The 14,283-nt window shown below is 42.0% G+C and carries 13 protein-coding genes; 5 read left to right on the forward strand and 8 right to left on the reverse strand.

Translation table 11 applies throughout. The annotated features are described in order from the left end of the window. Positions 1-421: 421 nt before the first annotated feature. The 6 genes from C9J48_RS01035 to C9J48_RS01060 all read right to left on the reverse strand — a co-directional run bounded on the left by C9J48_RS01035 (position 422) and on the right by C9J48_RS01060 (position 7,539). Positions 422-1,600, reverse strand: coding sequence for an amino acid permease (locus tag C9J48_RS01035; RefSeq protein WP_006231556.1), 1,179 nt, complete (start codon positions 1,598-1,600; stop codon positions 422-424). Positions 1,601-2,140: 540 nt separating this feature from the next. Continuing rightward, on the reverse strand, positions 2,141-2,821 hold the full coding sequence (locus C9J48_RS01040) for a Crp/Fnr family transcriptional regulator (protein ID WP_006231555.1): 681 nt from the start codon (positions 2,819-2,821) through the stop codon (positions 2,141-2,143). A 240-nt stretch (positions 2,822-3,061) separates the two neighbouring features. Further along, the gene (locus tag C9J48_RS01045; protein WP_006231554.1) at positions 3,062-3,817 is read right to left on the reverse strand and encodes a nucleoside phosphorylase; all 756 of its coding nucleotides are present in this window, start codon (positions 3,815-3,817) and stop codon (positions 3,062-3,064) included. Next, positions 3,817-4,563, reverse strand: a complete 747-nt coding sequence (gene pnuC, locus C9J48_RS01050) for a nicotinamide riboside transporter PnuC (protein ID WP_006231553.1) — start codon at positions 4,561-4,563, stop codon at positions 3,817-3,819. Before pnuC ends, C9J48_RS01045 begins: the two co-directional genes overlap by 1 nt. Positions 4,564-4,822: 259 nt before the next feature. After that, positions 4,823-5,065 (reverse strand): hypothetical protein, encoded by a 243-nt coding sequence (locus C9J48_RS01055; protein WP_006231552.1) that lies wholly within the window; start codon positions 5,063-5,065, stop codon positions 4,823-4,825. Between the two features lie 221 nt (positions 5,066-5,286). Then, positions 5,287-7,539, reverse strand: a complete 2,253-nt coding sequence (locus tag C9J48_RS01060) for an alpha/beta fold hydrolase (protein WP_006231551.1) — start codon at positions 7,537-7,539, stop codon at positions 5,287-5,289. A gap of 441 nt (positions 7,540-7,980) precedes the next feature. Here C9J48_RS01060 and nirB point away from each other — a divergent pair, with 441 nt between their 5' ends. The 5 genes from nirB (at position 7,981) to C9J48_RS01085 (ending at position 13,252) form a co-directional block, all read left to right on the forward strand. Then, positions 7,981-10,530 carry a nitrite reductase large subunit NirB gene (gene nirB / locus C9J48_RS01065; RefSeq protein ID WP_006231550.1) on the forward strand — a complete coding sequence of 850 codons (2,550 nt, stop codon included), beginning with the start codon at positions 7,981-7,983 and terminating at the stop codon, positions 10,528-10,530. Then, the gene (gene nirD, locus C9J48_RS01070; RefSeq protein WP_006231549.1) at positions 10,527-10,853 is read left to right on the forward strand and encodes a nitrite reductase small subunit NirD; all 327 of its coding nucleotides are present in this window, start codon (positions 10,527-10,529) and stop codon (positions 10,851-10,853) included. Before nirB ends, nirD begins: the two co-directional genes overlap by 4 nt. Positions 10,854-10,983: 130 nt before the next feature. Next, positions 10,984-11,805, forward strand: coding sequence for a nitrite transporter NirC (nirC, locus tag C9J48_RS01075; protein ID WP_006231548.1), 822 nt, complete (start codon positions 10,984-10,986; stop codon positions 11,803-11,805). A gap of 44 nt (positions 11,806-11,849) precedes the next feature. Beyond that, entirely contained in the window at positions 11,850-12,722 is an 873-nt protein-coding gene (gene cobA, locus C9J48_RS01080) for a uroporphyrinogen-III C-methyltransferase (protein WP_006231547.1), read from the forward strand. 164 nt (positions 12,723-12,886) lie between these two features. Then, complete coding sequence (locus C9J48_RS01085; protein WP_006231546.1) at positions 12,887-13,252, forward strand: SpoIIAA family protein; 366 nt, start codon at positions 12,887-12,889, stop codon at positions 13,250-13,252. A 123-nt stretch (positions 13,253-13,375) separates the two neighbouring features. Here C9J48_RS01085 and C9J48_RS01090 read toward each other — a convergent pair whose 3' ends face one another. Together C9J48_RS01090 and C9J48_RS01095 are read right to left on the reverse strand one after the other, a co-directional pair. After that, a complete protein-coding gene (locus tag C9J48_RS01090) occupies positions 13,376-13,819 on the reverse strand; it encodes a DUF6691 family protein (protein ID WP_036803354.1) in 444 nt (147 codons plus the stop codon). Between the two features lie 7 nt (positions 13,820-13,826). After that, positions 13,827-14,246, reverse strand: a complete 420-nt coding sequence (locus C9J48_RS01095; RefSeq protein ID WP_006231544.1) for a YeeE/YedE family protein — start codon at positions 14,244-14,246, stop codon at positions 13,827-13,829. Positions 14,247-14,283: the final 37 nt, after the last annotated feature.

Genomic DNA, 14,283 nt, shown 5'->3' on the forward strand with positions numbered 1-14,283 from the left:
TACATCAAAAATAGCAATGACAAAACTCAGGCCTTTTGTAGCAGGTTTGGATGAAAATTTGTATGATTCCCGCATCAAGTTAAGTAGTGCTGTTTTCCAACGAACCCGTTTTCGTACTCCATGGAAAAGAGCAATATTTAGCGGTAAACCTTTATTTTTCGGTCACTTAAAGGTTTACCATTAGATAGGGGTATTTTCAGTTCGGTCAAACTGATTACCCCTATTTTCCCTCTCTGCTCCGTAAATCTTCGCGTTACTACATCCATTCTAATTTCTACTTGTTTGCTAAATATCTCTGCCTTCTTCGCATCCCATTTTCCAAATTTACACTTTAAGAGTACAAAAAAAGACGCTTACCTTTCGATAAACGCCTTCTTCATCTAAATCACATTCTATTTCTACAATCAGTAATCAACAGCTCTTATACCAACTGAGCACCAATTAAGAAGCAACCAAATACGAAACTAAGCCCCATAGCAACCGAGCCGCCACCAGCTTGGTAAGCTTCTGCCAGAGCTTCATGCCCTGATGACTTTTGCTTTTCAAAACTACGTAACTTCATTGTCATCGCCATTGGTACAAAGATAGCCAAGAACACAAGAATAAAGCCAGCATAACCCAATACAGATAAGAACTGATCAGCGGCCCAAAGTGCACCAACTAATGGGAAAATAAAGGTAAGTACATAGGTAACGGCTTTATTTTGCTTAAATGTATCCGCATTTTGATCGAACAGTGCCATGGCCACGCCCAAGAATGACGTCAGTAGCGCCAGGCCTGTGAAAGTAGACAGAATTACTTGAATGCCGCTGAAACGCTCGCCCAATGCGGCAATCAATTCAGACACATTTGAAAACTTCACCAATTGTTCTGGGGTTAAGTTACCCACAACGGCATATAACCACAATAAGTAACAAGCTAATGGGATAACAGAGCCTACAATAACCATGTTACGCAAATCACGGTGTGACGCGCCTTTGTTGTAGGTTACAAGTGATGGAATCACGACCATAAAACCAAAGCTAGTAAATAGTACTGAGCTGGTTTTTATTAGCTCAACCTTATCATTGCTTGCCGCATCTAAAAGGTGTTCAAAAGACATAGTCGGCACGAGCGAGAATAGCGTGATACCTAATACGACAACCATTACAGCAAACAACAGGCGGTTAATCTTATCGATGGCAGCAGTACCAGAGGCAACGACGACACCAGCAACCAGTGTAAACAAGACTTGTGTCTGCATCATCGACATTTCAATGCCAACACCGTGCAGCATCTTCTTCACTAAGTCACCGGCTCCAATGATGTAAGCCATCAATAAACATACTAACAACGCGTAAAGCAACCCGTTGGTGACCAGTTGGCCGCCTTTACCCAAGGTTTTACGCGCAATGGTGTTCATGCCTAAGCCACCACCGGCTTTAATACTGGCTTCAAGTAATAACAATGCGGCGTAGGTTGTACCTAACCAAATCACCCCCATCAAAAGAGTGCCCCATAATAGGCCAAACTGCGCCAGTACCATCGGAATGGCTAACATACCTGCGCCCAGCGCGGTACCTGCAATGATTAACGAACTACCCACTAATTTTAAATTCACAATATTTACCTATACCTAATTGTTACTTGTTTACACCCCATTGCTTGCAGAGAAGGTACGCAATACTCGGTCAGTTGTGCGGATTCCGGACATGATAGACTTTGATATAAAAGAGTATTCATCATGTACTACAATCAAATTGAAAAAGGTGTAACGAATAAAGATGTCTTAATCGATTGAAATTTCAGGATTAAAATCGAAAAGCACTAAAACCTGAAAAAGCAAAAAAGCCCATAAATCGGCTTGAGGTATAGGAAAGATAGACGTGGGTGCGTGAAGCAATACGGGTCGACCCCGAACGTATAGCGGCGGATATTGCATGTAGTATGCTTACTGGCATTAACTGCAGCACAGCAGAAATGTGTTTCATTTATCGTACTCCAAAAACGATGTAATCCCTATTTTCCAATGACAGGTCTTCTGCCATCGACACTGCTCCGGTCAGAACAGTAAATCGGTCACTGAGCAAAATAATAAACTTCGCACTAAAGCACAATGATTATTTTACAATAATTTGTTACAAATACGTAAAATTTACTGCTAATCATAATGGTCGATAAAGGTTTTTAATGCTGAAAGACTGACTATTGAAATTTCCGCCCCCTCTTTTTCTATTAATCCTTTCTCTATCAGTTCTTTTACTGCGCGACGATAAACGCGGCTAGAAGTGCCAAACCGTTCAGCTTCCAACGTCACTTTATCGAAGTTGCCAAGCATCACATTCACTTGACTACGATGCCATAAATCGTAAGCGATATTATAAGTAATCGGATGCAATAACCTATGGGTATAGATATCTAACGAGTCTTGGTAATCCGCAGCCAGCGCGCTAGAAAAAAACACTTGAAACTCAGGTCGCTCAATCAGCAATGTCGTCAATGCTTGTAAACAGATAATATCAACATCGAGATCTTCTTCTGCCACCACACTCCATTGGCAAGGGGTGTCACTGAAAAATTCCATTTCACCAAAGATATGATGATCACAGTCGATCTCTCCCAATTGAAAACGACGACCATTCATTGCGGCAATATTCATTGAAACACGCCCAACCGACACCACATACAAGTACTCTAACGTTTGTCCCTGACGTAAAATTTCATCGCCAGCACATAGCAACTGCTGATGCGTTTGGCATTGATAAAACGCAGCTTTAAAAGCGGGATAAAGTGTTTCAAGGTGACGCGTGAAACGTCCTTGCTGATAGGGCTTAATCTGCATAGCGTTGGGCTTCTAACATATTCACGAGCAATTATTAGCTCACATGATATACCTAAATAACAGGATTTTCTAAATACAAGATTTTCTAAATACAGGGTTATTTAAAAATAGGGTTATCTAAAATAGAAAGCCCTGCACATGTTGATAGAAACATATGCTGGGCTCTCAGGTTGTACACTGTATTCATATCAATCAAATACAGCCCTCAATACAGCAGCCATAGTAATGTTACTTGTTCGCTTAATCGTTACATAGGGCATGCAACGCCGCCAAGGCAGCACGCTGTTCACCATTCATCATCACGGCCTCAGCATTCACATAGTAACCAACACCTTCTTGTACATCTTGCTTGAACAACACGACATTATTCAATATCGACGCAACCTGCATCCCCCTCAACTTACCGACGGTCAGCAACGCTGATGTTTCCATATCTGCGCCCAGTACGCCTTTTTCATGCCAATGCTGGCAAAGCTGCGCTTCGTTATCTGTATAAAAACTATCGTGTGAACGTACCACACCGTAATGCACCTGACCGACATATTGCTCAGTATTTGGCATTGTCAGAGAGCGATTCAAATAAGCTTCTATCTTGGCTATCAGATGACGATCTGCATATGCAGGAAAAGTACTCGAAACATACGCTTTCGATCCACCATCATCTCTTACAGCAGCCTCGGCAACAATCAAATCACCCAGAGCAATATTAACTTGCAGTGCACCCGATGATCCCACGCGGATCACTTGCTTCACACCACACAAGTTAAGCTCTTCGAGTGCGATAATAGCTGACGGTGCACCAATGCCAGTACTGCAAATCGTGATGAGTTGATCATTGAATCGTCCATTCATCAAACGGTATTCACGGTTTTCAGCAATGATTTCGACACCATCCAGTAGGGCAGCAATGCGATTAACTCTATCAGGCTCACCACATACAATCACACGCTTGGCAATTTGTTCTGCCGAAACACAAAGGTGAGGTTGCTTACTCATTATGCTTTTACCTCAGCTGCCAGATCGTGTTGCTTACTTTGCTGATTTTGCTTCGCTGTATTCATCCACTGACGTGTACCATTCGCCGCAATAAATAGTAAAATCGCATATTCAATAGAAAGAGCATATACACCTTGTGCTGCATAGATGCACACGCTGATCATGTTAATTACGACCCACAACATCCAGTTTTCAACGTATTTACGCGTCATTAGGATTTGCGCCACAATCGACAAGACTGTCATTACTGAATCCCAGAATGGGAATGCATCTGGCGACAATTCTGGACGTGCTAAATCAGCACCAAAAGTATTCAGTACATCCACGCTGATATTAGCTAAAGCAAAGAAAATAGGATCGATAAACACCGTCATAATAGCGATAGCAGCAACACTGACCGCTGCAGTAAACGCCATTTTTTGTTTATTAAGCCAACGGACTTCCAGCATCTCGCCAGCTTCTGAGGAAGGACGTGTCCACGCATACCAACCATAGATGTTGGCGCAGAAGAAAAACAATTGCAGCATCAAAATGCCGTAGAGTTGGATCTGAAAGAAAATGATCGCGAAAAGGGAAACGTTAATCAGACCAAACACGTAATTAATGGTTTTTTCTTGGCTGGCGTACCAAATACACAGCAAGCCAAAAACGGTACCAACAGCTTCAATCCATGACATGGCATACCCACCACCAATTGGAATATTCACCAAAGTATTATTGATATCAAACCACGCAAGTATATTCATGTTCTATCCCTTCTAATGTTGTTGTATTTATTATTTAGCGGTATTGCTGTTGTGGTTATCAGTGTAATGAATGTACAAAAACAGCAAGAGGACATTTGTCCCCTCGTACTCGACGTATATCAAAGATTGAAACAAGAAAGCCCCGACAACAGTGTTTTAACACCATCATCAGGGCTTCAGAATAAGAATTATCATGTTTATCACTAAGCATATCTGCCATTACACGATACAACTTAGCAAATCAGCTTACACCAAAAGGCTACCCCAGCATACTTTCGTGCTCAACCGATACCAACGTTAACCGATTAAAAGCACCGGGCTTCACTGCAATTAAACTGCCGTCGCCAAATTGGATACCGTCGAAAATACGGCCTCCCCAATTAACTTTTTTGAATCTGGCGTAACGGGCTTTTACATACACCGCTTCTAGCGCGTTCAGTGCCCCTTCCTTTTTTGCTTGGGCTTCAATGGCAGGGCTAAGTAATTTATTGGCAATCGTCATATTGGACACCTGCTTCCTTGAGGTCATACTTTGTTTTACCAAATCGAGACGCAGATGCAAGCCTTAATTTCTCTTTGTAATACTATGAAACCGGTATCTGTCTATTAATTCACCTTTTAGCTGCATGAGCAAACTAACCCACCCTCTATTTTTGTGGTACTGCAACCACGCAAGAGGATGGGTTTATTAATGTAACTAAGAACCGATCATTTTCAGAAGCATCAATTTACAGGTAGTGGCACTTCACCCTCAACATGCACTGGATTAATAATATTCACGTATTCACCATCACTATTAATAAAGGATGCTACTGCTTCTTGTTGCATTGCCATCGACTCATTCAGGTAACCCATGTGACCATTCACTGACCCTGGCACTCCGTCTTCGTTAACAGGACCTTCATAAGGGAAGAGGTAAGTTCCATGACCGCCCGACTTCACTCGAATAACCCCTTTTATGACATCTGTGCTCATTGTTATATCTGCAGTAATAGCATCTAACCCTAAATGCGTAATTAAAGGTTCAGTTCCTGTTAACGGAATACCCTCAACAGAGTTAACAGCCACATTGTCTGATATATACTCAACCCCCACTTCACATTCAGGGGTTAAACCATCACCACAGTTACCTACTGCTTCCAATAACAAAATCGGTTGGGCACTGTTTGCTTGCTCTGTCGTAAAGTTAGCGGGATCGCCACCATCTACAGTTGTTTGCGTTGCCTGCAACAGAGCAGGAGCAACCATGTTGTAAACAATATTTTCAAATTTAACGACCTTTTCCTCATCTTCAAGACGGTACGCATCAATCGCTGCTAACCCTTCCTGCGGAGTATCAGTACTCTCATCATAAAGACCCAACATGCTTGCCACCGCTAATTGCACATCTGTTGAGGCTTTAATTTCACTAACAACCTCACCGCTCAATAATGGCGAGTTCAACATTATATCGGTTAAGCCCATACCCGGAACAGCAAGATTGACAGTGGTAAACTTGAATTCATCACCAGCTTTCGAGCTATCATTTTGTGACATTTCGCTTACCATAGTTGATACAATCCCACCTAGAGAATGACCAATCAAGCTAACTTCTGCGTTATCAGTTCCCACTCTTTTCTCAATAAAACTCGTATTATTAAGCGCTTTACGTAAGGCTAACTGATCAAGCACCGCTTGGCGTTGGTTATCACGTAAAGTTAAGGGGCTTGATAGATTGAGGTAAACAGATTTGTTTTCAAATTCGTCCGTGCTGGTAGCGGTAATGTCTAGGATACCGTCACCATCGAGATCGATACCTCGACCACCGTCTGTTTTACTTGAACCATGAAGCGGCTGATCAATGGCAATAATTAGCCTCTCCGTATCTGTAATACTAGCTGCCATGGTTGCTGCTGATTCCTTCCACCCCGTAATGCCATGCACAAAAATAACTGCCGGTAATGGTGTACCATCCCAATCTTTAGGTGCATAAATTACCACAGGTACAGTTTGGTCTGATTTCTTTGTTAGCTCGGTATTACCACCATGAAGAAACCCTTCTGTACTGTCTTCCCACCAGCTGTAAAGTGAAGGACAGCTACCAATAGGATCAGCTCGAACAGCCAACTGTTCATCTTCGGTCAGTTGAGTGGCAGATAACGTCAACACTTTGCAATCATCCACCGAAGTCGGTGATTCTAGATAATATGGTAGAGTTACCGTCGTACCGTATGTGTCATATTTTGAGAACGTACTACCAACAGCAATTTCCGTTAGGTCTCCAAAACCATCATTTAAAGCTATATTATCAGGAATCAACGCCCGACCCGCTTCCATTACAGGCATGATACTTTGCGTCGTAAAAGCGGCGCTATATACAATCTCGTTCGATACTCCAGCCTGTTTTAATAGACTTTCATTCTGCGTTATCTGAGAAATGGCATTATTGCTATTGGCATCATCAAGCATTTTACCTTGCACGAGCTGCTCATAGTTATAATCTTGCCTTAACGGCACACCATCAATATCTTGTACACCAGCGGTAACCGCTAGAATGTAAGCTGATGATTCCGGTAGTACTTCGGTGGGTAGAATTTCAATTTCATGTTCAGCGGAGATACGGCTTATGTATTTGTCTTCACCCAATAATTTCCCTGCAGCAACATCATAGACAACCACGTTGTCAGCTAAAGTGCTTTCATCAATCTCTGTCTCGACACCTGAAAGCGGTAAACGAATTTTGTACCCCGTAGACCAACCATCAAGTGCCCCATAAACATTTTCATAATTATGATAATCCGTCTTTTCAGTGGCTTCAGACGATAGTTCAATCGTGCCATCACTCCCTGTTAGATAAAGATCATTCGGATAATACAGTGCTTTTAAATCGTATGTAATGTATTGCCGAGTATCTACCTCTAGCTCAGTATCATCGAAACAACCCGATAACAAAGTCGCAAATGGTAGCAAGCAGTAATGCAGTTTTTTTATATTCATTATTATATTTCCCATATAGGTGTATAGACGCATATGCACCCTACAAAGCAACCCACAGAGAAATGTTAGAGGAATGTAAAAACTTTAATAATTGTGAAACCAATTAACCACTTGATTTTAAATACAAAAGATTAGTATATGATTGCATTTAAATGCATGCACATAGTAAATAATTACTCGTAAATAAATACGAAATGATTTTGTATTAATACCATCTTCTTTCAGTAATTTCTTACTCATAATTCATCATAAATCATTCATATTTAATGTAATTAACTTACAAACTGTACATTTTAATTTAAACGATCACACTTAAAGCACTGATAAATAAGGAGTACCACTTTAGGGTTATTTTAAAGTGTGGTTGATTTACATCATATTTATTCACAAGCTGACTTATTATTATGCGAACAGATTTAACGCCTTTGTTAAGAGGATATTATGAGCAAAGTCAGATTGGCAATTATCGGTAACGGTATGGTCGGCCATCGCTATATCGAAGAACTTGTCGATAAAGCAGACATGGAAAATTTTGAAGTTACCGTTTTCTGTGAAGAACCACGCATTGCATATGACAGGGTTCACCTGTCTTCTTACTTCTCGCACCACACCGCAGATGAACTTTCTTTAGTTAAAGAAGGTTTCTATGAGAAACACGGCATCAATGTCCTTATTGGTGAACGTGCTATCACAATCAACCGCGCTCAAAAAGTCATCCACTCAAATACTGGGCGTGAAATTAAATACGACAAATTGATTATGGCGACAGGTTCTTATCCTTGGGTGCCACCGATCAAAGGTAACGAAGGAAAAGACTGTTTCGTTTACCGTACAATCGAAGATTTAAAGACCATTGAAGCAACAGCCAAACGCAGTAAAAGTGGCGTTGTTGTTGGTGGCGGTTTGCTCGGGCTTGAAGCCGCTGGTGCATTGAAAGCACTGGGTGTTGAAACACACGTTATCGAATTTGCACCAGTATTGATGGCTGAACAGCTCGATCGCCAAGGTGGTGAGCAGCTTCGTAACAAGATTGAAAAACTGGGTGTAAAAGTACACACAGGGAAAAATACCAAAGAAATCGTCGCCGAAGGCACTGACGCTCGTAACACCATGAACTTCGCCGATGGCACATCGCTAGAAGTCGATTTCATCGTGTTCTCTACTGGTATTCGTCCTCAAGATAAGCTGGCAATGCAATGTGGCTTGGCAACTGGTCGTCGTGGCGGTGTTGCAATCAATAATAATTGCCTTACATCAGACGAAGATGTTTACGCAATTGGTGAATGTGCATCGTGGAATGAAATGTTCTACGGCTTAGTTGCACCAGGCTACAAAATGGCACAAGTTGCTGTTAGCCATCTTATTGGTGAAGAAAAAACATTCGAAGGCGCAGACATGAGCGCGAAGCTGAAATTGCTTGGCGTAAAAGTAGGCAGTATTGGCGATGCGAATGGTCGTACACCTAACTGTAAGAGCTACGTTTACCTTGATGAAAACGAGGAAGTGTATAAGCGCATCATCGTTTCTGAAGATGGTAAAAAATTATTAGGCGCGGTATTAGTAGGCGATACATCCGATTACGGCAACCTACTGCAACTAAAACTTAATGACATGGATCTTCCTAAGCATCCAGACTCATTGATTTTACCTGCTCACGCTGGTGCAGAAAAGCCATCAATGGGCGCTGACTCATTACCTGAAACAGCCGTTATTTGTTCATGCTTCGATGTAACTAAAGGCAAGATTGCAACAGCTGTTGCAGATGGCCATACAACATTAGGTGAAATCAAAGCTGTAACGGGTGCGGGTACGGGGTGTGGTGGTTGTATTCCACTGATTACACAAGTACTGAACGCAGAGCTAGCAAAAGCCGGTATCGAAGTTAAAAATCACTTATGTGAACACTTCGAATATTCTCGCCAAGAGCTATTCCACCTAATTCGTGTTGAAGAGATCAAATCATTCGACGAATTATTAAAGAAATACGGTAAAGGTTACGGCTGTGAGGTTTGTAAGCCAACCGTCGGTTCTATTCTTGCGTCTAGCTGGAACGATTACGTTCTAACCCAAGACAATACACAACTGCAAGATACTCACGACATCTTCCTTGGCAACATGCAAAAAGATGGTACGTATTCTGTCATTCCCCGTATGGCGGGTGGCGAAGTCACACCAGCAGCATTGCTTGCCGTTGCTCAAGTGGCTAATGAATACAACTTATACACCAAGATTACAGGTGCACAGCGTATTGGCTTATTCGGTGTACACAAAGATGACCTTCCTGCTATTTGGAAAAAGTTAATTGCTGCTGGTTTTGAAACAGGTCAAGCGTATGCAAAAGCCCTTCGCATGGCAAAAACATGCGTGGGTAGCACTTGGTGCCGCTTTGGTGTTCAAGACAGCACAGGTCTAGGTGTTGAGCTAGAAAACCGCTACAAAGGTATTCGTACACCACACAAAATAAAATTCGGTGTATCAGGCTGTACCCGTGAATGTGCTGAAGCGCAGGGTAAAGATCTTGGCATTATTGCAACAGATGCAGGTTGGAATATGTATGTAGGTGGTAACGGGGGCATGAAACCTCGCCATGCTGATTTATTAGCAACCGACCTTGATAAAGACACGCTAATTAAATACATCGACCGCTACATGATGTTCTATATCCGTACTGCCGATAAGGCACAGCGTACATCGGTATGGTTAGAAAACTTAGAAGGCGGTATCGAATACCTGCGCGATGTGATCATCAACGACAAGTTAGGCATCAATGCTCAACTTGAAGCCGATGTTGAGAAACTGATTGCTAGCTTCCAGTGTGAATGGACAACAACACTTGAAGATGACAACCAATTGAAGCGTTTCAATCATTTCATTAACTCTTCAGAGCGTGACAGCAATGTCGCTTTCGTTCCCGAACGTGAACAACATCGCCCTGCAACTGAAAATGAAAAAGCGCCAATCTACACTATTTCATTGGAGGAAAAAGTATGAGCCAGTGGATTTCAGTCTGTGCAATTGACGATTTGATGCCAGGTACTGGGGTATGTGCCCTTGTTGAAGGAGAGCAAGTTGCTATTTTTCGTCCCTACGCATCAGAAGAGCTTTTTGCCATCGACAACATGGACCCATTTGCGCGCTCAAACGTGCTATCTCGCGGTCTAATTTGCGAACACGAAGGCGAGCTATGGGTTGCTAGCCCATTGAAAAAACAACGGTTTGCTTTAAAAGATGGGCGTTGTTTAGAAAACGGCGACGTTTCAGTAAAAAGTTTTCAAATACAAGTAGAAAACGGCGACGTTCAAATCGCTGCATAGAATAGTTAGAAACATCATTCAGGGAATTCAGCATCTCCAGTTGTTTTGAATTCCCTGCTTTTTGGAATGAGTATGGATACTTCTTTTATCTATTCCAAAAAGATTTCGATTTAACTTAAGGAAGAACTACATGTACGCAGATACAATCAAGAAATGTTCAGCTACCGCTGCACGTATCGTCGATTTTGCAGATAAAGAAAGATTTGGATTCTGGCTAAGCTCTGCCATGGCAGGTGCTTATGTTGGTTTAGGCATTATTTTGATATTCACACTGGGGAACATGGTTGATCCATCAATCCGTTCACTGGTAATGGGTAGTACATTTGGTCTTGCTTTAACACTCGTTATTATCGCTGGCTCTGAGCTATACACCGGACACACTATGTTCCTTACTTTTGGTGTAAAAACAGGTCAAATCACTGTTGCAGATACCTTACGCGTGCTCCCTCAAACGTGGATGGGTAATTTAATTGGCTCTGTCGGTGTTGCCCTACTGTTCTTCTATGCTGGCGGCGGTAAATTATTACCTGATAGCAACAGCTTATTAAACAACGTAGCGATGGCAAAAACAGCCGCCCCAGCGTCGGTACTTTTGTTTAAAGGAATTCTATGTAATTGGCTGGTTTGTCTGGCTATTTGGATGTGCCAGCGTGTTGAAGGTTCATCAAAATTCATCGCTATCTGGTGGTGTTTGCTTGCCTTCATCGCATCGGGTTTCGAGCACTCAGTCGCTAACATGACTATTTTTGCTTTATCTTACCTTGGCGAGCATAAAGAAGCCTTCACGCTAGCTGGAATTGGTCACAATCTACTTTGGGTTACTGTGGGGAACACAATTTCAGGCGTTATTTTCATGGGCTTGGGTTACTGGTTTTCTACACCCAAAGCACAGCGACCTTTAGTTGCGTCCGCAGCAGAAGACCGCACTAACAGCGTGACACAAACAGCTTAATACCAGATTAAACATACCGAATAATGACGCGGAGTAAGCATACAATGGCAATCCTCAATACAGTAAGTCAGCTAAGCCAAGCGGTGAATCAGAAACGTGATAACACTCAACTCGGTAAAGTAGTACTTGTTGGTGCTGGACCGGGAGATCCTGATTTGCTAACCATAAAAGCCCTGCGTCTTATTCAACAAGCCGATGTCATCGTGTATGACCGACTTGTCTCTAACGACATTGTGGCACTCGCACCAGCAAGCACTGAATTAGTCTTTGTGGGAAAACGTGCAGGACACCACTGTGTACCGCAAGAGGGTATTAACCAAATATTGGTAGAGCAAGCATTAAAAGGTAAATTGGTGATTCGCCTAAAAGGCGGTGACCCTTTTATATTTGGTCGTGGTGGTGAAGAATTAGAAGCTTTACTGCCATACCAGATTCCATTTGAAGTAGTACCAGGTATTACGGCTGCGGCTGGCTGTGCAGCTTATGCTGGTATTCCTTTGACTCACCGTGATCATGCGCAAAGTGTGCAATTTATTACAGGTCATCTGAAATCAGAAAAAGAGCAGATTGATTGGGCATCATTAGCCAGTTCAAACCATACCTTAGTGTTCTATATGGGGTTAACTCAAAGCGGTGAAATTCGTCGTCGATTAGAAGCTAACGGTATGGCACCTTCTACCCCAGTTGCTATTGTTGAACGTGGTACAAGCAAGCAACAACGTGTACTGCCTTGCTCACTTGAAACATTAGACATAATTGCTGAACATGCACAAAGCCCAGCCTTAATTATTATTGGCAGTGTTACGCAGCTTACTCATAAGTTGTCATGGTTTACACCGGAAAAAAGTGCTCATGACGAATACTCTGAAATGCGAGTAACGCCAATAGCCAAAGTAGCCAAAGTAGCCAGTTTATAAACTCTTTTTTAAATAAAACATAAAAGCGGAGAACCGTATCTTAGATACTTATTTAGATTAGTATTTAAGATACGGTTCTCGGCTTTTTCGTCGTTTATTACCTAATATCTGCAAACGTGCACTAAAATGAGTACAGTTGGTTAAGAACTGTCGTTGAGGTTCGTATGTTTGAAATAACGCAATGTGCTAATAATCGTATTGATATGTCATTTGGTGGCAAAATTGATCGCGAAGAAATGAAAATACTATTAGACGAATTCGTGGATAAAACGAAAGATGTAGAAGATGGTATTATGCTATATACCATCCATGACTTTGATTTCCCGACACTCAGTGCCATCGGTGAAGAACTCACACGCTTACCTGAGCTTTTTCGTCACACGCGTAAATTTAAAAAAGTAGCAGTGCTGGCCGAACAACAATGGTTACGAAAAGTCAGTGAAATAGAAGGTATGTTATTTCCAGGGTTAGACATTAAAGGCTTTTCACCCAATGACACTGAAAATGCTGAAGCATGGCTCGCTCAATAACATAATCAAGCGCTACTAATTACTTATTAAATTACTGATCGAATAGCCTAACATAGTGAAACATCGTAATTAGCAGCGCTCTCTTCGTACAGGCTTAATCTGTCTAAATCTAAGCAAGAAAAGTTATGCCAACACAGAACGTTTTTCATCAATTTTGATACCCAACCACATACCCACCAGCATAAAAGCAATAAATAACAACATCGAACTATTCAACGCAGAAACCGATGTAACGACAGGTCCAGGGCAAATACCTGCTATACCCCACCCTAAACCAAACAATGCCGCGCCACTGATTAAACGTTTATCAACCGTGTTATTTGAACTGATTTGAAACTTACTGCTATACACCGGCTTTTCACGCTTTTTAATCACTAACAAGTAAATTGGCGTAAACACTAACAATGCCCCACCCATCACGAATGCTAAGCTAGAATCCCAATCACCCGCAATATCAAGAAAGCCAATCACTTTATTGGGATCAACCATTCCAGACATCATCATGCCTAACCCAAACAGCAACCCAGCGATCAATGCAATTGCTTTAGATAATAGATTCATATTCATCATGCTCTTATAAAAGGTGCAAACGGGCAAATACCGTCACAAACGCAACTGCCATAAAGACACAAGTCGCTACAATCGAACGTTTAGATAAACGTCCCATTCCGCAAATACCATGCCCACTCGTACAACCGTTACCCAGCTTCGTGCCGATACCTACAAGAAAACCAGCCAACGCAACCCAAAATACAGATGTAACAGGTAGTGATTCCGGTACACTAAAGCCAAGTAAAGGTGCAAGAGCCCCACTAATCACCATGCCTAAAACAAAAAGAAACCGCCACGATACTTCACCTTTAACGGGTTTAAGTAACCCAGAAACAATGCCACTTATGCCTGCGATTCTTCCATTCATGATTAATAACAACGCTGCGGCTAGCCCAAGTAACATACCGCCACGTAATGCATCCCATGGAATTTCAAATACCATATTTTTATTCCTAATCGAACATGACTTTCGTTAATTA

The organism is Photobacterium profundum (assembly GCF_003026285.1).
Taxonomy (GTDB): Bacteria; Pseudomonadota; Gammaproteobacteria; order Enterobacterales; family Vibrionaceae; genus Photobacterium; species Photobacterium profundum.